The 18,113-nt window shown below is 50.1% G+C and carries 15 protein-coding genes and 4 tRNA genes; 5 read left to right on the top strand and 14 right to left on the bottom strand.

Features of this window, described 5'->3' with window-relative positions; all coding sequences use genetic code 11:
• Window positions 1–72: 72 nt before the first annotated feature.
• From rpoB to E8E00_RS00590, 12 genes are all read right to left on the bottom strand, one after another.
• Window positions 73–4,098: a DNA-directed RNA polymerase subunit beta gene (gene rpoB / locus E8E00_RS00645; RefSeq protein ID WP_096630183.1), complete on the bottom strand. Its 4,026-nt coding sequence runs from the start codon at window positions 4,096–4,098 to the stop codon at window positions 73–75.
• 229 nt (window positions 4,099–4,327) lie between these two features.
• A complete protein-coding gene (gene rplL, locus E8E00_RS00640; protein WP_069586999.1) occupies window positions 4,328–4,696 on the bottom strand; it encodes a 50S ribosomal protein L7/L12 in 369 nt (122 codons plus the stop codon).
• A 57-nt stretch (window positions 4,697–4,753) separates the two neighbouring features.
• Window positions 4,754–5,242 carry a 50S ribosomal protein L10 gene (gene rplJ, locus E8E00_RS00635; RefSeq protein ID WP_069587000.1) on the bottom strand — a complete coding sequence of 163 codons (489 nt, stop codon included), beginning with the start codon at window positions 5,240–5,242 and terminating at the stop codon, window positions 4,754–4,756.
• 228 nt (window positions 5,243–5,470) lie between these two features.
• A complete protein-coding gene (gene rplA / locus E8E00_RS00630; protein WP_069587001.1) occupies window positions 5,471–6,175 on the bottom strand; it encodes a 50S ribosomal protein L1 in 705 nt (234 codons plus the stop codon).
• A 4-nt stretch (window positions 6,176–6,179) separates the two neighbouring features.
• A complete protein-coding gene (gene rplK, locus E8E00_RS00625; protein ID WP_069587002.1) occupies window positions 6,180–6,608 on the bottom strand; it encodes a 50S ribosomal protein L11 in 429 nt (142 codons plus the stop codon).
• A 122-nt stretch (window positions 6,609–6,730) separates the two neighbouring features.
• On the bottom strand, window positions 6,731–7,276 hold the full coding sequence (gene nusG / locus E8E00_RS00620) for a transcription termination/antitermination protein NusG (RefSeq protein ID WP_069587003.1): 546 nt from the start codon (window positions 7,274–7,276) through the stop codon (window positions 6,731–6,733).
• A gap of 11 nt (window positions 7,277–7,287) precedes the next feature.
• The gene (gene secE, locus E8E00_RS00615) at window positions 7,288–7,659 is read right to left on the bottom strand and encodes a preprotein translocase subunit SecE (protein ID WP_069587004.1); all 372 of its coding nucleotides are present in this window, start codon (window positions 7,657–7,659) and stop codon (window positions 7,288–7,290) included.
• A gap of 232 nt (window positions 7,660–7,891) precedes the next feature.
• Window positions 7,892–9,076: an elongation factor Tu gene (gene tuf / locus E8E00_RS00610; RefSeq protein ID WP_096630185.1), complete on the bottom strand. Its 1,185-nt coding sequence runs from the start codon at window positions 9,074–9,076 to the stop codon at window positions 7,892–7,894.
• 104 nt (window positions 9,077–9,180) lie between these two features.
• Window positions 9,181–9,256 (bottom strand) — tRNA-Thr (locus E8E00_RS00605).
• 13 nt (window positions 9,257–9,269) lie between these two features.
• Window positions 9,270–9,344: transfer RNA gene (locus E8E00_RS00600), tRNA-Gly, on the bottom strand.
• A 37-nt stretch (window positions 9,345–9,381) separates the two neighbouring features.
• Window positions 9,382–9,466, bottom strand: a tRNA-Tyr gene (locus E8E00_RS00595).
• A 6-nt stretch (window positions 9,467–9,472) separates the two neighbouring features.
• Window positions 9,473–9,548, bottom strand: a tRNA-Thr gene (locus tag E8E00_RS00590).
• Window positions 9,549–9,757: 209 nt separating this feature from the next.
• On the opposite strand from E8E00_RS00590, the gene coaA reads away from it, so the two are divergent.
• Complete coding sequence (coaA, locus tag E8E00_RS00585) at window positions 9,758–10,696, top strand: type I pantothenate kinase (protein WP_096630187.1); 939 nt, start codon at window positions 9,758–9,760, stop codon at window positions 10,694–10,696.
• Between the two features lie 3 nt (window positions 10,697–10,699).
• Here coaA and birA read toward each other — a convergent pair whose 3' ends face one another.
• Window positions 10,700–11,668, bottom strand: coding sequence for a bifunctional biotin--[acetyl-CoA-carboxylase] ligase/biotin operon repressor BirA (gene birA / locus E8E00_RS00580; RefSeq protein WP_096630190.1), 969 nt, complete (start codon window positions 11,666–11,668; stop codon window positions 10,700–10,702).
• Window positions 11,665–12,699, bottom strand: coding sequence for a UDP-N-acetylmuramate dehydrogenase (gene murB, locus E8E00_RS00575; protein WP_096630193.1), 1,035 nt, complete (start codon window positions 12,697–12,699; stop codon window positions 11,665–11,667). Before murB ends, birA begins: the two co-directional genes overlap by 4 nt.
• 27 nt (window positions 12,700–12,726) lie before the next feature.
• On the opposite strand from murB, the gene E8E00_RS00570 reads away from it, so the two are divergent.
• The 4 genes from E8E00_RS00570 (at window position 12,727) to E8E00_RS00555 (ending at window position 18,112) form a co-directional block, all read left to right on the top strand.
• Complete coding sequence (locus E8E00_RS00570) at window positions 12,727–13,206, top strand: GNAT family N-acetyltransferase (protein WP_346426283.1); 480 nt, start codon at window positions 12,727–12,729, stop codon at window positions 13,204–13,206.
• Between the two features lie 113 nt (window positions 13,207–13,319).
• A complete protein-coding gene (gene pssA, locus E8E00_RS00565) occupies window positions 13,320–14,669 on the top strand; it encodes a CDP-diacylglycerol--serine O-phosphatidyltransferase (RefSeq protein ID WP_069587010.1) in 1,350 nt (449 codons plus the stop codon).
• Between the two features lie 12 nt (window positions 14,670–14,681).
• A complete protein-coding gene (locus E8E00_RS00560; RefSeq protein ID WP_096630195.1) occupies window positions 14,682–15,326 on the top strand; it encodes a nicotinamidase in 645 nt (214 codons plus the stop codon).
• 200 nt (window positions 15,327–15,526) lie between these two features.
• Complete coding sequence (locus E8E00_RS00555) at window positions 15,527–18,112, top strand: family 20 glycosylhydrolase (protein ID WP_096630198.1); 2,586 nt, start codon at window positions 15,527–15,529, stop codon at window positions 18,110–18,112.
• Window position 18,113: the final 1 nt, after the last annotated feature.

The raw sequence follows: 18,113 nt of genomic DNA, 5'->3' as shown, positions 1-18,113 counted from the left end.
TGAGGAGTTGACCCATAAAGGCGCTGGCAGGCAGCGCCTTCATATTCTTACCGGAGAGAGTCAGCCAGCGGCTTACTCGTCTTCCAGCTCGATGTTGATACCCAACGAGCGGATTTCTTTCAGCAATACGTTGAAAGATTCCGGCATGCCCGGCTCCATACGATGGTCGCCATCCACGATGTTCTTATACATCTTGGTACGGCCATTAACGTCATCCGACTTCACGGTGAGCATTTCTTGTAGGGTATAGGCAGCACCGTATGCTTCCAGTGCCCATACTTCCATCTCACCGAATCGCTGACCACCGAACTGTGCCTTACCACCCAGCGGCTGCTGAGTTACAAGGCTGTACGAGCCAGTTGAACGGGCGTGCATCTTGTCATCAACCAAGTGGTTCAGTTTCAGCATGTACATGTAACCCACGGTTACTGGACGCTCAAACTTCTCACCCGTGCGGCCATCATAAAGCGCTAGCTGACCTGACTCTGGCAGATCACCCAGTTTGAGTAGCTCTTTGATCAACGGCTCTGGTGCACCGTCAAAGACAGGCGATGCCGTTGGAAGACCATCACGCAGGTTGTTCACCAAGGTGCGTACTTCGTCGTCAGTCAGTTTACTGATGTCCACTTTCTGACGGGTATCGCCCAGACTATAGACCTTCTGCAGGAACTCGCGGAATTTCGCCAGCTCTTGCTGCTCTTTGAGCATGCGGTTGATCTTGTCACCGATACCTTTCGCCGCCAGACCCAGGTGTGTTTCTAGGATCTGACCGATGTTCATACGTGAAGGTACACCCAGCGGGTTAAGTACCAGATCCACAGGAACACCGTTTTCGTCGTAAGGCATGTCTTCAACTGGGTTAATCTTCGAGATTACACCTTTGTTACCGTGACGACCGGCCATCTTGTCACCCGGCTGGATGCGACGTTTAACGGCCAAGTAGACTTTAACGATCTTCAGTACGCCAGGAGCCAAATCATCACCTTGAGTGATCTTACGGCGCTTGGTTTCGAACTTCTTATCGAACTCGGCTTTAATTTCGTCGTATTGCTCAGCCAACTGCTCTAGCTGGGTTTGCTGTGCTTCATCATCCAGTGTTTGTGTCAACATGGTCTTACGATCCATGCCGTCTAACTGGTTGTCGGTATAACCGGCTTGAGAAAGCAGTGAACGAACACGCGCTAGCAGACCACCTTCAAGGATAGAGAACTCTTCGGTCAGGTCTTTCTTCGCTTCTTTCAGCTGCATCTCTTCGATTTCGAGTGCACGCTTGTCTTTCTCTACGCCATCGCGAGTAAAGACTTGTACATCGATAACCGTACCTGATACACCGTTCGGCACACGCAGTGACGAGTCTTTCACGTCAGAGGCTTTTTCGCCGAAGATTGCACGCAGCAGTTTCTCTTCTGGTGTCAGTTGCGTTTCGCCTTTTGGCGTCACTTTACCGACCATGATATCGCCGCCTTTCACTTCGGCACCGATATACACAACCCCTGACTCATCCAGTTTCGATAGCGCTGCTTCACCCACGTTTGGAATGTCCGCGGTGATTTCTTCGCTGCCCAACTTGGTATCACGCGCCACACAAGAAAGCTCTTGAATGTGGATAGTGGTTAAACGGTCTTCCTGCGCGACGCGCTCAGAAATAAGGATGGAATCCTCAAAGTTATAACCGTTCCACGGCATGAACGCGATACGCATGTTCTGACCCAGTGCTAGCTCGCCCAAGTCAGTCGATGGGCCGTCAGCCAGTACGTCACCTTTTGCCACTTGGTGGCCCGGCATCACAGTTGGACGCTGGTTAATACAGGTGTTCTGGTTAGAACGGGTGTACTTAGTCAGGTTGTAGATGTCGATACCCGCTTCACCAGGTACCAGCTCATCTTCATTCACTTTCAGTACGATGCGCGAAGCATCAACTGACTGGATGATACCGCCACGTTTCGCAACCGCGGTAACACCTGAGTCAACCGCCACATTGCGCTCGATACCCGTACCAACCAGCGGCTTTTGCGCACGCAATGTTGGAACGGCCTGACGTTGCATGTTCGCACCCATCAAGGCACGGTTCGCATCGTCATGCTCAAGGAATGGGATCAGAGAGGCTGCCACCGATACAACCTGGTTGGTTGCAACGTCCATGTACTGAACATGGTCACGTGGGTGCAGACCTGATTCCCCTTTCTCACGCGCAGTGATCAGTTCATCAGTGAACGAGCCATCTTCGTTCAGCGCGGCGTTCGCCTGCGCAATCACGTAGTGGCCTTCTTCAATCGCTGACAAGTAATCGATTTGATCGGTCACTTTACCGTCAACCACTTTACGGTATGGGGTTTCCAAGAAGCCGTAAGCGTTACAACGCGCAAACGCTGACAGTGAGTTAATCAGACCGATGTTCGGACCTTCAGGAGTTTCGATCGGACAGAGACGACCGTAGTGCGTCGCGTGTACGTCTCGAACTTCAAAGCCGGCGCGCTCACGCGTCAAACCACCTGGACCCAATGCAGAGATACGACGTTTGTGCGTCACCTCAGACAACGGGTTGTTTTGGTCCATAAATTGTGACAACTGAGATGAACCAAAGAACTCTTTCACCGCGGCCGAAATTGGCTTAGCGTTGATCAGGTCTTGTGGCATCACATTGTCAAGGTCACCCAGGCTCAGGCGCTCTTTAACCGCACGCTCAACACGTACCAAACCAACACGGAATTGGTTCTCGGCCATTTCGCCAACCGAACGAATACGACGGTTACCTAGGTGGTCGATGTCGTCCACTTCACCGATACCGTTACGGATATCGATCAGTTTACGCATCACTTCAATGATGTCTTCTTTACTCAGTACGCCAGGACCGGTTAGTTCATCACGCCCTAATGAGCTGTTGAACTTCATACGGCCCACCGCTGATAGATCGTAACGATCTTCAGAGAAGAAGAGGCTTTCGAACAGTTGTTCTGCCGCTTCTTTTGTTGGTGGCTCGCCTGGGCGCATCATGCGGTAGATTTCAACCAACGCAGTCAAACGATCCGTGGTGTTGTCGATACGCAAGGTATCTGACATGTACGGACCATGATCTAAGTCGTTGGTGAACAGGGTTTCGATTTTCTTGTGACCCGCTTGCGACAATTGCGCCAGTGTCTCCAGGCTTAACTCTTGGTTAGCCGAGACAATCACTTCGCCTGTGTCTTGGTTAACGTAATCACGTGCAGAAATCTTGCCTGCGATGTACTCAACCGGCACTTCGATGTGATCGACGTTATCTTTCGCCAACTGACGGATGTGGCGAGCGGTAATACGGCGACCCTGTTCAACATAAACGGTGCCGTTGGCTTCAATGTCAAAGCTGGCTGTTTCGCCACGTAGACGATCAGGCACCAGTTCCATGACTAGCGCTTTACCTTTGACTTCAAAGACAACTTTATCGAAGAACAGATCCAGGATCTCTTCCGTTGTATATTCCAGCGCACGCAGAATAATCGATGCAGGCAGCTTACGACGACGGTCGATACGAACGTAAACGATATCCTTAGGATCAAATTCGAAATCCAACCATGAACCACGGTATGGGATCACGCGTGCGTTATATAGCACTTTTCCTGAGGAATGGGTTTTACCCTTATCGCTGTCGAAAAAGACGCCCGGACTACGGTGCAGCTGGGATACGATAACCCTCTCAGTACCATTGATGACAAAGGTACCATTTTCAGTCATGAGCGGAATTTCGCCCATATAGACTTCTTGTTCTTTGATGTCTTTAACGGTACCAGCCGGGGCATCTTTATCAAACATCACCAAGCGCAGTTTCACGCGTAGTGGTGCCGAATAGGTTACGCCGCGAATTTGGCATTCTTTGACATCGAAAACTGGCTCACCGAGACGATAGCTAACGTATTGCAGCTCGGAATTGCCGTTGTAGCTCTGAATTGGAAAGACAGAGCGAAAGGCAGCTTCAAGACCGTATTGCCCTTCTGGATCCTGCTCGATAAACTTCTCAAAAGATTCAAGCTGGATCGACAGCAAGTATGGCACGTCCAGAACTTGAGGACGCTTACCAAAATCCTTACGGATACGCTTTTTCTCGGTATAAGAGTAAACCATAGGGTTCCTCAGCTCGCTGATAAGTGACCCAAACTGTCCAGTACAAGGGACAGTGACTAAACAACCACCGTTTAGTGTAGGAAAATCAAAGCGCTTGCTTTGATTTTTTTTGCATGGTCAGCAGTGATAAAACGGGGTGGAAATTTCACTACCGCCCTACAGCGCAAAAAGGCCGGTGGCTATTTAGCCACCAGCCAATGCCCTTTCAGGCTAAGAAATTAAGTATAAATTACTTAACTTCAACAGAAGCACCAGCTTCTTCTAGCTGAGCTTTAAGCGCTTCAGCTTCTTCTTTCTCAACACCTTCTTTCAGAGGTGCAGGAGCGCCGTCAACCAGAGCTTTCGCTTCTTTCAGGCCTAGACCAGTTGCGCCACGAACCGCTTTGATAACTGCTACTTTGTTAGCACCAGCTTCTTTCAGGATTACGTCAAATTCGGTTTGCTCTTCAGCAGCACCGCCTTCAGCAGCACCACCAGCAACAACTGCTGCTGCAGCTGATACGCCGAATTTTTCTTCCATTGCTTCGATTAGCTCAACAACTTGCATTACAGACATGTCTGCAATTGCGTCTAGGATTTGCTCGTTAGTGATAGACATAACAATTCTCTTTAAAGTCAACAATAATTAGATTAAGCAACCAATGTAAAAGGGCAATTACGCCGCTTCTTTTTGGTCGCGAACAGCGGCAATAGTACGAACCAGCTTGCCTGCAGATGCTTCTTTCAGACCCATCATCAGGCGTGCAATTGCTTCGTCGTACGTTGGCAGTGTTGCCAATACCTCTGGGTCAGTGATCGCACCTTCGAATGCAGCAGACTTGATCTCAAACTCTTTGTTCTCTTTTGCGAAGTCTTTGAAAAGACGCGCAGCGGCACCAGGGTGCTCGTTAGAAAACGCAATCAGAGTTGGACCAACGAAAGTGTCTTTTAGACACTCGTAGTCAGTGCCTTCAACTGCACGGCGAGCCAGTGTATTACGAACAACTTTCATGAAAACGCCCGCTTCACGCGCTTGTTTACGTAGAGAAGTCATCGCATCCACGGTTACACCGCGAGAATCAGCAACTACTGCAGACAGGGCACCACTGGCAGCTTCGTTGACTTCAGCAACAATTGCTTTTTTGTCTTGAAGGTTTAAAGCCATTTGGATTTGCTCCTGGATTGTTTAACACCACTCTCTACAGCTTTGCAGAGAGAGCTTGTACGGTGCAGATCCAAGAAAGACGAGAAATCTATCATGTTCTGGCACCGTCTACGTAGGAAATATTAAGTTCGTAATGAACGCCTACGGTCTTGGACGAAGTCTGTTAAACAGACTCAGCCATAAAATTGTGAAGCGAGAGAGTATAAACTACTCACTCGCTTCTGGCAATTAGCTTGCGCTGGTTTCCAGAGTGTTCTGGTCCAGAGCAACACCTGCGCCCATGGTGGTAGACAGGCTAACTTTCTTAATGAAAGTACCTTTTGCTGAAGTTGGCTTCGCCTTCTTCAGAGCAACCAACAGCGCTTCCAGGTTTTCTTTCAGGCTGTTCGCGTCAAAGTCTACTTTACCGATGGTGGTGTGAACGATGCCGTTCTTGTCGTTACGGTAACGAACCTGACCTGCTTTCGCGTTCTTAACCGCTTCGGCAACGTTAGGCGTTACAGTACCCACTTTCGGGTTTGGCATCAGGCCGCGAGGACCTAGGATAGTACCCAGTTGGCCAACAACGCGCATAGCGTCTGGTGAAGCGACAACGACGTCAAAGTTCATTTCGCCTTTCTTCACTTGCTCAGCCAGGTCTTCCATACCAACGATGTCGGCACCCGCTTCTTTCGCGGCTTCAGCGTTCGCACCTTGTGTGAACACAGCAACACGGATATCACGGCCAGTACCGTGTGGCAGTACAGTTGCGCCACGAACGTTCTGGTCTGATTTACGAGCATCGATGCCAAGGTTGACAGCAACGTCAACGCTTTCAACAAATTTAGCAGTCGCCAGTTCCTTCAGTAGAGCAACGGCTTCGTTGATGTCGTACTCTTTGGTCACATCAACTTTTTCGCGGATTACGCGCATGCGCTTAGTCATTTTAGCCATTGTCTTAACCCTCTACGTTCAGGCCCATTGAACGGGCAGTACCCGCAATAGAGCGTTTCATCGCTTCGATGTCCGCACCGGTCATGTCTGCCGCTTTGGTTTCTGCGATCTCTTGGATCTGAGCGTCAGTGACGGTACCCACTTTTTCAGTGTTTGGACGACCTGAACCAGACTTAACGCCTGCTGCTTTCTTAAGAAGAACTGCCGCTGGCGGAGTCTTAGTAACGAAAGTGAAAGAACGATCGTTGTATACAGTGATAACAACAGGAATCGGCAGACCTTTCTCGATAGATTCGGTCTTCGCGTTAAACGCTTTACAGAATTCCATGATGTTCACACCGTGTTGACCTAGAGCAGGACCAACCGGTGGCGACGGGTTAGCTGCACCCGCTGCAACTTGCAGCTTGATGTAAGCTTCTACTTTCTTTGCCATTATTCAATTACCTAATTTTGGGTACTAACGTCTACCTGACGATAGACTCCCCGTTTAACAAAAGGGCGCGAAATTATAGTCAAATTTCGCGCCCTTGCCAACCGTTGATGATGCTTTTTTGATCAGGTTTTTTCTACCTGGCCAAACTCAAGCTCAACTGGGGTTGCACGGCCAAAGATAGACACAGACACCTTAAGGCGGTTCTTGTCATAGTCCACTTCTTCAACCACACCGTTAAAGTCTGCAAATGGTCCTTCCGTCACGCGAACCACTTCACCAGCCTCAAAGACGGTTTTGTGTACGGGTGACTCACTCGCTTTTTCAAGACGGTTGAGAATCGCATCGGCTTCTTTGTCTGAAATCGGCGCAGGACGATCTGAGGTGCCACCGATGAAGCCCATTACACGAGGAACACTGCGTACCAAGTGCCAAGATTCATCGTTCATCACCATTTGTACTAGCACGTAGCCTGGGAAGAATTTGCGCTCACTTTTACGGCGCTGGCCTTGACGCATTTCAACCACTTCTTCGGTTGGCACCAAGACTTCACCAAAGTGATCTTCCATTTCGTGCATTTTGATATGTTCACGCAATGACTGCGCAACACGGCTTTCAAAACCAGAGAAAGCCTGAACCACATACCAACGTTTTTTGGGAGCTTCGCTCATGTACTTTTACCTCACACGCCAGTGATTAGGCGGACTAGACGGACCATAATCCCGTCAACGCCCCACAGGATGAGCGCCATAACGACAGTAACAGCCAGAACGATGAGAGTGGTTTGTAAGGTCTCTTGACGCGTAGGCCATACAACTTTACGCACTTCCATACGCGATTCGCGTGCAAACGTGATCGCAGCTTTTCCTTTCATCGTGAGTGCAGCAATACCACCCGCAGCGGCAACTAACACCACTACAGCAGCAGCTCGCACTACCACAGACACGTCACTGTACAGGCTATTCCCTACCACGGCTGCGGCCAACAGGACAAAAACAACACCCCATTTAAGGATGTCCATCGAACCGGATTGGGTCTCAGCGTTCGCTTTCATACATTCTACCTGTAACAAGTCTACATAGACGGCAATGTCTTTGCAGCCAAAACACCATAATGTCTTGGCAATGACACGCGGTGCTCGTATTTATCACACCTAAGGGTATCAATACGAGCACCAACACGCTGCATTTGTTCACTAAGACTGGGCAAAATAGCAACAATATAAGTGTCAAACGCAGAAAAAGGGCATCAAATGATGCCCTTTTTACTAGTGTTTCGTCAAATCATTATTCAACGATGTTGGCAACAACACCAGCGCCTACGGTACGGCCACCTTCACGGATAGCGAAACGTAGACCTTCGTCCATCGCGATTGGCGCGATCAGGGTAACAACCATCTTGATGTTGTCACCAGGCATTACCATCTCAACGCCTTCTGGCAGTTCGATAGTACCGGTCACGTCAGTTGTACGGAAGTAGAACTGTGGACGGTAGCCTTTGAAGAACGGAGTATGACGGCCGCCTTCGTCTTTAGACAGTACGTATACTTCTGACTCGAACTTAGTGTGCGGGGTGATTGAACCAGGCTTCGCCAGTACTTGACCACGCTCAACTTCGTCACGCTTAGTACCACGCAGAAGAACACCAACGTTCTCACCAGCACGGCCTTCGTCTAGAAGTTTACGGAACATTTCAACACCAGTACAAGTGGTCTTGGTGGTGTCTTTCATGCCCACGATTTCTACTTCGTCACCAACGGTGATGATGCCTTGCTCAACACGACCAGTTACTACAGTACCACGGCCTTGGATTGAGAATACGTCTTCGATTGGCAGAATGAACGGCTTGTCGATCGCACGCTCTGGCTCTGGGATGTAAGAATCCAGTGCTTCCGCTAGCTCAATAATCTTCTGTTCCCACTGCTCTTCACCGTTCAGAGCACCTAGTGCTGAACCTTGGATTACTGGGCAGTCGTCACCTGGGAAGTCATACTCTGAAAGCAGCTCACGTACTTCCATTTCAACTAGCTCAAGCAGCTCTTCATCATCAACCATGTCACATTTGTTCATGAATACGATGATGTATGGGATGCCTACCTGACGGCCTAGCAGGATGTGCTCACGAGTCTGTGGCATTGGGCCATCAGTCGCTGCTACTACTAGGATACCACCGTCCATTTGCGCTGCACCGGTGATCATGTTTTTCACGTAGTCGGCGTGCCCTGGGCAGTCAACGTGCGCGTAGTGGCGAGTTGGCGTATCGTATTCTACGTGCGAAGTCGCGATGGTGATACCACGCTCACGCTCTTCTGGTGCGTTATCGATTGATGCGAAGTCACGCGCTGCACCACCGTGTACTTTTGCAAGTACAGTACAGATAGCGGCAGTCAGAGTAGTTTTACCGTGGTCAACGTGGCCGATAGTACCAACGTTAACGTGCGGTTTCGTACGTTCAAATTTTTCTTTAGACATGACAGTCCCTCTAAGCACGGTATTTCGGTGGCATTACGACCACACAACCAACAATTAGGTTTGTTGAGTATATATCAAACGGCTTGAAGTTACCTTGGATAGGATGGTGCTGATAGGCAGATTTGAACTGCCGACCTCACCCTTACCAAGGGTGCGCTCTACCGACTGAGCTATATCAGCACTCTAAAAAGAGTGGAGCGGGCAGCGGGAATCGAACCCGCATCATCAGCTTGGAAGGCTGAGGTAATAGCCATTATACGATGCCCGCAATCGTTTCTCGTAGAGCTATTCAAACAATTTGAAAATGGTGGTGGGAGAAGGATTCGAACCTTCGAAGGCTGAGCCGTCAGATTTACAGTCTGATCCCTTTGACCGCTCGGGAATCCCACCTAATTTTGGTGCCGGCTGCCGGAATCGAACTGGCGACCTACTGATTACAAGTCAGTTGCTCTACCAACTGAGCTAAGCCGGCGACAAGTGCTGCGCATTCTATGCGATGAAATGGGGCCTTGCAATAGGAAAAATCAAAAAAACAGGTGATTTTTTCGCCTGTTGCACAATTTAGGGCTTAATTGTTGCTAAAATAGCCAATCCTAAATAACAACAACGCGGACCACTACTTTTCCTGATACGCAGATTGCGGTATCGTCCACCTCTTTATTGGCTTAAGGCAAACGGACCATGAACGCAACGCTAACGCCTTATTTGTCGTTCGACCGTCAACAATGGGCTGAACTGAGGGATGCAGTGCCCATGACGCTCACCGAAGACGACATTGAACGCCTGCGAGGGCTAAACGAGCACCTCTCAATGGATGAGGTGAGAGATGTTTACTTGCCTCTGTCACGACTACTCAATCTGTATATCAAGTCGCGCAAGAGTCGCACTGAGGTGCTCGACGAGTTTTTGACTCAGCCTGCCTCCAATCATGTCCCTTATATTATTGGGATTGCAGGCAGTGTCGCGGTCGGTAAAAGTACCACTGCACGTTTATTAAAAACCCTACTGACTCGCTGGCCCGATCACCCCAAGGTAGCCTTAGTGACTACCGACGGTTTTTTGTATTCCAACGCGGAGTTGGAAGCGCGTGGATTGATGAAACGAAAAGGCTTTCCTCAATCATATAACATGCGCAAATTGGTGGAGTTTGTGGCAGATGTAAAATCCGGTAAAGCCTGTGTGGAAGCGCCGATATACTCACATTTGGTGTATGACATCACTGGTGAAGTGCAGAAAGTCGAAAAGCCCGATATTTTGATCCTAGAGGGATTGAACGTTTTACAGAGTGGGATGGATTACCCACATGATCCTCATCATGTGTTTATTTCAGATTTTCTCGACTTCTCTATTTATGTTGACGCTGAACCGGCATTACTCAAACACTGGTATATCGAGCGATTTATGAAATTCCGTCGCGGCGCCTTTTTAGACCCAGGTGCGTATTTTCATCACTACACGCGTCTATCGGTTGCCGAGGCCAAAGATACCGCCGCGAGTATTTGGGATGAAATCAACGGGCGGAACTTAATGGAAAACATTCTTCCTACCCGAGAGAGAGCCAGCTTGATCTTAGAGAAAGGCGCTAATCATTCGGTCCAGCGCATTCGCGTACGTAAGTAACTGTTAGTCATCACGCCTTAGTGAAATCTCCCCCCCTAAGTAGGGTGTGATGACGCCATCCACGTCCAGCAACAACGCACCGTGTTCATCAATCCCACGCTCAATCCCGCGAACTTCGCGATCCCCCATCAAGAGTTTCACGGGACGCCCTTTGAAGTTATCTAATTGCTGCCAATCATCCATGATCCCCGCTAAGCCGGTTTTTTCATAATCGAGCAAAGCGTCTTGTAAACGGCTTATCAATACACTGGCAAGCACGTTACGTGATGGCATCGGCTGACACGCATCGGCCAATCGTGCCCACGGCTGATCAATATGCTCGCTGACGTGCGGTCCCATACCAATATTCAGCCCCATCCCGATCACAAGATGTGCCGCATCGCCGGTTTGCCCTGTCATTTCCACTAAGATGCCCGCAAGCTTTTTATCTTGATAATAGAGATCGTTCGGCCATTTTACTTTCACACCGGGCGCGCCCAGTTCATGCAACGCCTTAGTCATCGCCACACCCACCACAAGGCTCAACCCCATCGCAGCGGCCGGTCCCGCATCCAGGCGCCAATACATCGATAGATACAGATTGCTACCGAACGGTGATTGCCACACACGCCCTCGCCGGCCGCGTCCTTGCTGTTGATACTCAGCCAAACACACACTACCTGACGTCAGTTGTCCAACACGCTCCATCAAATGCTGGTTGGTAGAGTCAATGACTGGGATAACGGATAAGGCAGGCACATCAGTGTGATCACTTAGCCAAGCTTCATCGAGCAACTCAATCGGTTGCGATAAGCAATAGCCTTTACCTTGCACACGGTAAATATCTAGCCCCCATGACTGCAACACTTTAATGTGTTTGCTGATAGCCGCCCGGCTCATGCCCAACGCGTCTCCTAGCATTTCGCCTGAGTGGAATTCACCATCGGATAGACGGCCGATAAGGGCTAACCTTGCGCTATGTGTACGGCTCATTGCGCCTCCAAGGTGGTTTCACCCTGTGCGCCCATAAAGCGCACCTCATGGTGTAAGGTGACACCAAACCGCGCCTGTACGTCATCGACCACGCGTTTTGCGAGTTGGACGACGTCTTCGCTAGTCGCATGATCAGCATTAGTCAGCACTAATGCTTGCTTAGGATGGACACGTGCACCGCCTTGTCTCGCTCCTTTTAAGCCACATTGGTCAATTAACCAGCCAGCTGCAAGCTTCGCTTTGCCCTCACCAGCCGAGTACATGGGCATATCGGGATAACGAGTTTGCAAGGTTTGTGCATGCTGTTCATCCACCACTGGGTTTTTAAAGAAGCTCCCTGCATTACCGCATTCCTGTGGATCGGGGAGCTTAGCTTGGCGAATCGCACACACTGCATCAAAAATAGTTTGCGCGGACACCTGCTCACCATCAAGATCGGCTAACGCTCCATATTTGAGCACTGGCTGCCACGCTTTCGCTAATCGAAATCCCACTTGCGTGATCACCCACCCCGTCATCGCGTCAGTTTTAAAAATGGAGTCGCGATACCCAAATTGGCAGGCTTCTCGCGTCAAGCGGCGCGTTTCCTGAGTGCGTGGATTGACGATATCGACATAGGCGCAACGTTCGCAAAACTCGACACCATAAGCGCCAATGTTTTGAATCGGGGCCGCGCCTACACATCCCGGAATAAGGGCAAGATTTTCCAGCCCGGGCATGCCTTGCTCAATCGTCCAAGCAACCAGTTGGTGCCAAGACTGGCCGGCGCCCACATGCAGAAGATAGTCGTGCGGCGTTTCCTCTACCTCAAGACCAGACAAGCGGTTTAGCACCACCACACCCGCGTAATCTTCACAAAACAGCAGATTACTGCCTTCCCCAACGATCAACTTGGGTAAGCTTGCATAGTCTGGATGCTGCCAAATGGCGTATAAGTCAGCAATGCTATGCGCTTCAACCACCGCATGAGCGCGTGCTGGTAAACCAAATGTATGATGGGGTGTCAAAGACACATCAGATAACCACTTCATGAATGCATTACGCTGTCAGGAAACTCAGTGATAGGTATACTACCTGTCCTGCTCGTATTGCGCACCTATTGGACTATGGATAATTATCGTATTCACCCGCTGGAGCCATTGCGTTTTCCATTGGTGGCTCGGCTTTATAAAACTCACTACCCACCGGGAAAGCCCAAAAAAGATGAAATAATTTGGGTGATTGATGGTCCAAATGGCTTGTGTGGCGCAGTGCGTTTTCAGCAACGGCCAACCTATCAGCTATTAACCGGCATGCTCATTAGCCCAGCGCTGCGAGGAACGGGGTTGAGTGATCGTTTACTGACCGACGTCCAAGAGACGATCGCGGCAAAGCCGTGTTTCTGCCTTGCCTTTCGCCATCTCACTGGGCTTTACGCGCGCCACGGTTTTGATGTGGTCGCACGCGAGGCGCTACCCGAGGATCTCGCTACCCGATTTGACAGTTATTGTCACGCCGGCAAAGACTTGGTTGCGATGGCGTATCAGGGGAAAGCGTGATGATAATGGCAAAGCCTAGGATCAGAGATCCGTTGCTTGCCACGATTTCTGGTACAATTCAGGGTTTAGCATCAAACCGCTCGACTCTGGCCGTCGAACAACATGAGGTAACAATGGATTCAGCTAACGCAAATCGGCAGCTAATTGATCGCCTGCCCACCATTGCGCACCAGCCAGAACATCTCGAAACGTTATTAGACGCAGTTTCTTTTAGAGAACGGCTGCTTAGCGAAATTAAAAACGCCAAATCACGTATCTATCTGGTTGCCCTGTATCTACAAGATGATGAGGCCGGACGTAGCGTACTCGACGCTTTGTATGAGGCGAAACAAGCGAACCCCGAGCTCGACATCAAAGTACTGGTTGATTGGCACCGTGCACAACGGGGGCTAATTGGCGCCGAACAATCGGATGGCAATGCGGCCCTGTATCGTGCTTATGCCGAGCGCTACACCCACAAGATTGAAGTCTTGGGCGTCCCAGTGCGAAACCGCGAGGTCTTTGGAGTCTTGCACCTCAAAGGCTTTGTCTTTGATGACAAGGTTCTTTACAGCGGCGCCAGCCTCAATGATGTCTATCTGGCGCAGCACGACCGATACCGCTATGACCGCTATCATGTGCTGACCAATAAAAAGCTCGCCGATACTATGGCAGACTTTATCGTCAACACACTCACCGCCGACAGTGCCGTTAATTGTCTCGCCTCGCCAGACCGACCAAATAGTAAAGCACTTAAGCCCAGTATTCGTGAGTTTCGCGGCCAGCTACAACGTGCGAGCTATCGCTATGACGATGAGCCGATTGGTGAGCATCAGGTTGGGTTAACACCGATGGTCGGGCTGGGTAAACGTAAGAACAAACTCAACCGCTATATCTGTCATTTGATTGCCAGCGCGCATCAAGAGTTGGTGATTTGTACCCCCTACTTTAATCCGCCCCGTAGCGTGGTCCGAGAAATCCGTCGCGCGCTGCGCCGAGGCGTTACCGTCAGCATTATTGTCGGTGATAAAACCGCGAACGATTTTTACTCCCCCCCAGAGGCGCCGTTTAAGACTATCTCAGCGTTGCCCTATCTTTATGAAGTGAACTTGCGTAACTTTGCGCGCCGCAATGAAGCCGCCATCGCCAAACGCCAGTTGAACATTCATATTTGGAAGCATGACGATAACAGCTTCCACCTCAAGGGCATCTGGGTCGATCGTCAGTACATGTTGCTGACGGGGAATAACCTCAATCCACGCGCATGGAAATTAGATTTGGAAAACGCCATTCTTATCCACGATAAGCATCAACGCCTCGAAGCGCAAAAACAGCAAGAAGTGGATAAGATCCTCGAGCACACGCGCTTGGTCGGTAGCTACAAACATATCGATAAGATGGAAGATTATCCGTTACCGGTAAAACGGCTTTTGAAGCGGATAAAACGCGTGCGCGCCGATCACTTGCTCAATCAAATTCTATAAAAGGAGCAGGCCATGCGTATCGCCAGAATCGCTGCTATTGATGTGGACCCTCAACGGACCTTTACACCCGACTGCCCAGACGAGTTACCGGTGCCCGAGGGAAATCAATTAGGATCGGCATTGAATGCCCAAGCCGCGCTCGCAGATGTGCGTGTCCTCACCAAGGACGCCCATCCTGCTAATGCGGTTTGGGTGGTTGACGATGCTGCCGATATGCTCCAGCCGCTATCATATAAAAACGCGGATCTCACCTGGGTTAAACACGCGGTTCCCGGCACCAAAGGGTTCGAAACCATTGACGACTTACCTCCTGTCACCGAGTACGACTATGTGGTCTGGAAAGGGATCGAACCCGACTTACATCCCTATGGTGCGTGCTTTCATGATATTGAAGAAAAGCTCAGCACCGGCTTGATTGAATGGCTGCACAGCCAAGAGGTAGAAACCGTCATTGTCGGTGGTTTGGCAACCGATTATTGCGTCAAAACCACCGCTATCCAGCTGAAAAAGCGCGGTCAATTTGACGTGATTGTGAACCTCGCCGCTTGCCGAGGGATTCACCCACAAACGGTCGCCGCCGCCTGTGATGAGATGCTGGATGTGGGCATCAAGTTAGTCGATAGTCAGTTGGCGTTGCGCTGTTTGGTCCCCCGTTAATTTGTATCGCAGCGACAGAGGACTCTCTCGCTACGATCGTCCTCGCGCCTTGAGTGCAAACACAGGCTTAAACGTACCATTAAGTTTGAGTCTTTAGACAGAAATACACTTTGAATAACAAGAGTACTAGGCTTTTAGCTTGCTATCCCCTACTGTCCCATTAACTATTTTCACAATAAAAAATAAGTTTGGAGGATAGCATGCTCAAACCTACCACTCTGGGTCTCCTGATCAGCGCTTCATTATCTAGCGCCGCTTGGGCGATGCCTGCATCGCAGCTTGATGCACTCGGAAACGGGCTCGATGTTCAATACCAAGTCATTGATAATACGCAAGATGATTGGCGCTCTTTTACGGGCAACGTCGCCTTTACCAACCAAAGCACTCAGACACTGCCTAAAACGGGCTGGGCGATTTATTTCAGCCACATTCGCATGATCAAGTCGATCGACACCGATCAACTTAAAGTCTCACACGTCAATGGGGATCTCTTCAAACTCGAGCCCACAGATAGCTTTGTTCCGCTTGCTCCCGGTGATCAGTTAGTGGTTGGCTTTAATGCCTCTGACTGGCAAGTCGCTAAATCCGATATTATGCCGAATTGGTATTTAGCCTCCGACGATGAAGCTGGCACGCATACCGCATTGATTACCAGCACCAGTAACCACAAAAATGGCCAAGTGCCCACCAAACCGGATGATGAGCTCACCTTTGTCGGTGACTTTGATTCTCCCACACAGTGGAAACGTTACGGCGGTGCACTCACCGACCATTATGACCCATTCACGGCCGAGCAGCGCTATGTACGCAATGCCGATTTGTCGTTGGTGGATACCCAAGGACACGTGCTTCCCACACCTGCCAGTCGCATTGAGAAAAATGGCCATATCACCCTCGATAGCGAGTGGACCGTGGTCTACGACAACGGCTATCAAGCACAGGCTCAATGGCTTGCCGATCAGCTTGGCATTTCAGCCACCGACTGGGCACCTACTAATCAAAAAGTTATTCATGTGGGGTGGGGAAAAGTCACCCTTAACGGAAGCGACCAGTGGCACGAAGCTTATCGCCTAGATGTGCAACCTGAGCAGCAACGTATTGACATTGACGCCCCTGATCAAGCAGGTGCCCTGTACGCTGCACAAAGCCTGCTACAACTTAAAACCGGCGAGACACTCAAAGCGGTGACGCTAACCGATGCACCGCGCTTTGCTTACCGTGGTCTGTCTGTAGATGCTGCTCGGAACTTCCGCAGCAAAGAGGCGATCTTAAAGTTACTCGCCCAAATGGCCGCACTGAAACTCAACAAGCTCCATTTACGTCTCAGTGATGATGAAGCATGGCGTATTGAGATCCCAGCCCTGCCAGAACTGGCAGACGTCGGTAGCAAACGCTGTCATGACTTGTCAGAAACCCGCTGCGTGTTGCCCTTCTTAGGCGCAGGGCCTGACGGCACAGAAGCATCCAATGGGTATTACACTACGGAAGATTATCAAGCGATTCTGCGTAAGGCAGAGGCACTCAATATCACCGTCATTCCAGAAGTAGATATGCCAGGTCACGCGCACGCGGCCATTAAAGCGATGGAAGCGCGTTACCACAAATACATGGCACAAGGTGATGAAGCCAAAGCGAAAGAATATTTGCTCACGGACTTTGAAGACGACACCCAATACCTTTCTGTGCAAATGTTCACCGATAATGCGATGAATGTTTGTATGGAATCCAGTTATCGCTTCGTCGATACAGTGGTTGCGGCGCTCGTCAATGCGCATCGAGACATACAGCCGCTTGATACATTCCACTTTGGCGGAGATGAAATTGCCGGTGCTTGGAAAGAGTCGCCCGTCTGCCAGGCCTTTATTGCAGACAACAATGCAGGTGTGAACAGTGTTGACGATCTGAGTCAGTACTTTGTCGAACGTATTTCGCACATTACCCAACGTCATCAGCTCGATCTCGGTGGTTGGGAAGATGGCCTCATGCACAACAACAAGGTCTATCCACGTGCACAACTTGCCAATGAGCACGTCTATGGCAATGCGTGGCAAAATATCTGGGAGTGGGGCGTTGCCGATCGCGCCTATAATCTCGCCAACAATGGCTATGGGGTTATCTATAACCAAGCCACACACCTCTATTTTGACCACCCCTATGAGCCAGACCCAAGTGAGCGCGGCTATTATTGGGCCCCCCGTTTTACCGACACCCGTAAGACGTTTAGCTTTATGCCCGATGATCTCTACGCTAACGCAGATGCAAAACGCAATGGTGCACCTATCACCAAACAGGAAGTACTAGACGCTGCAACCGTGAAAACACTAACACGTCCAGAAAATGTACTCGGTTTACAGGCCTCTATTTGGAGTGAAACCATTCGCTCCGATGGCCAATTTGAATCAATGACTTTCCCTCGTCTCTTTGCCATGGCAGAGCGAGCTTGGCACCGTGCCGAGTGGGAAGCAAGCACTCAAACTGGGCAAGAGGCGAATCAAACCAAGCGCAACATGGATTACAATCTCTTTGCCAATCAGTTAGCGAGTTACTGGTTCCCACAACTAGAGCAACAGGATGTTGGTTTCCGCTTACCCGTTCCGGGTGGGGTGATAGAAAGTGGTACATTGAAAGCGAACTCGCCATTCCCTGGACTCACCATTGAGTACTCAACCGATAATGGTGCAAGCTGGCAGACCTATGATGCGGCAAACGCTCCTCACGTCAGCGCCCCGGTACAGCTACGTACCATTTCAGGAGAACGCGTAAGCCGAGTCAGTAAAATCCAATAAT

Source organism: Salinivibrio sp. YCSC6 (genome assembly GCF_004916735.1).
GTDB classification, from domain to species: Bacteria; Pseudomonadota; Gammaproteobacteria; order Enterobacterales; family Vibrionaceae; genus Salinivibrio; species Salinivibrio proteolyticus.
The sequence above is the reverse complement of the archived record's forward strand: the minus strand, read 5'-3'. Positions and strand labels throughout refer to the sequence as shown.

Coding starts and splice junctions, on each gene's coding strand:
- E8E00_RS00560 (WP_096630195.1), top strand. CDS start 14,682: ATGCGTATCGCCAGAATCGCTGCTATTGATGTGGACCCTCAACGGACC.
- secE (WP_069587004.1), bottom strand. CDS start 7,659: ATGAAAGCGAACGCTGAGACCCAATCCGGTTCGATGGACATCCTTAAA.
- E8E00_RS00555 (WP_096630198.1), top strand. CDS start 15,527: ATGCTCAAACCTACCACTCTGGGTCTCCTGATCAGCGCTTCATTATCT.
- rplJ (WP_069587000.1), bottom strand. CDS start 5,242: ATGGCTTTAAACCTTCAAGACAAAAAAGCAATTGTTGCTGAAGTCAAC.
- rpoB (WP_096630183.1), bottom strand. CDS start 4,098: ATGGTTTACTCTTATACCGAGAAAAAGCGTATCCGTAAGGATTTTGGT.
- rplA (WP_069587001.1), bottom strand. CDS start 6,175: ATGGCTAAAATGACTAAGCGCATGCGCGTAATCCGCGAAAAAGTTGAT.
- pssA (WP_069587010.1), top strand. CDS start 13,320: ATGGATTCAGCTAACGCAAATCGGCAGCTAATTGATCGCCTGCCCACC.
- coaA (WP_096630187.1), top strand. CDS start 9,758: ATGAACGCAACGCTAACGCCTTATTTGTCGTTCGACCGTCAACAATGG.
- birA (WP_096630190.1), bottom strand. CDS start 11,668: ATGAGCCGTACACATAGCGCAAGGTTAGCCCTTATCGGCCGTCTATCC.
- murB (WP_096630193.1), bottom strand. CDS start 12,699: ATGAAGTGGTTATCTGATGTGTCTTTGACACCCCATCATACATTTGGT.
- rplK (WP_069587002.1), bottom strand. CDS start 6,608: ATGGCAAAGAAAGTAGAAGCTTACATCAAGCTGCAAGTTGCAGCGGGT.
- tuf (WP_096630185.1), bottom strand. CDS start 9,076: ATGTCTAAAGAAAAATTTGAACGTACGAAACCGCACGTTAACGTTGGT.
- rplL (WP_069586999.1), bottom strand. CDS start 4,696: ATGTCTATCACTAACGAGCAAATCCTAGACGCAATTGCAGACATGTCT.
- nusG (WP_069587003.1), bottom strand. CDS start 7,276: ATGAGCGAAGCTCCCAAAAAACGTTGGTATGTGGTTCAGGCTTTCTCT.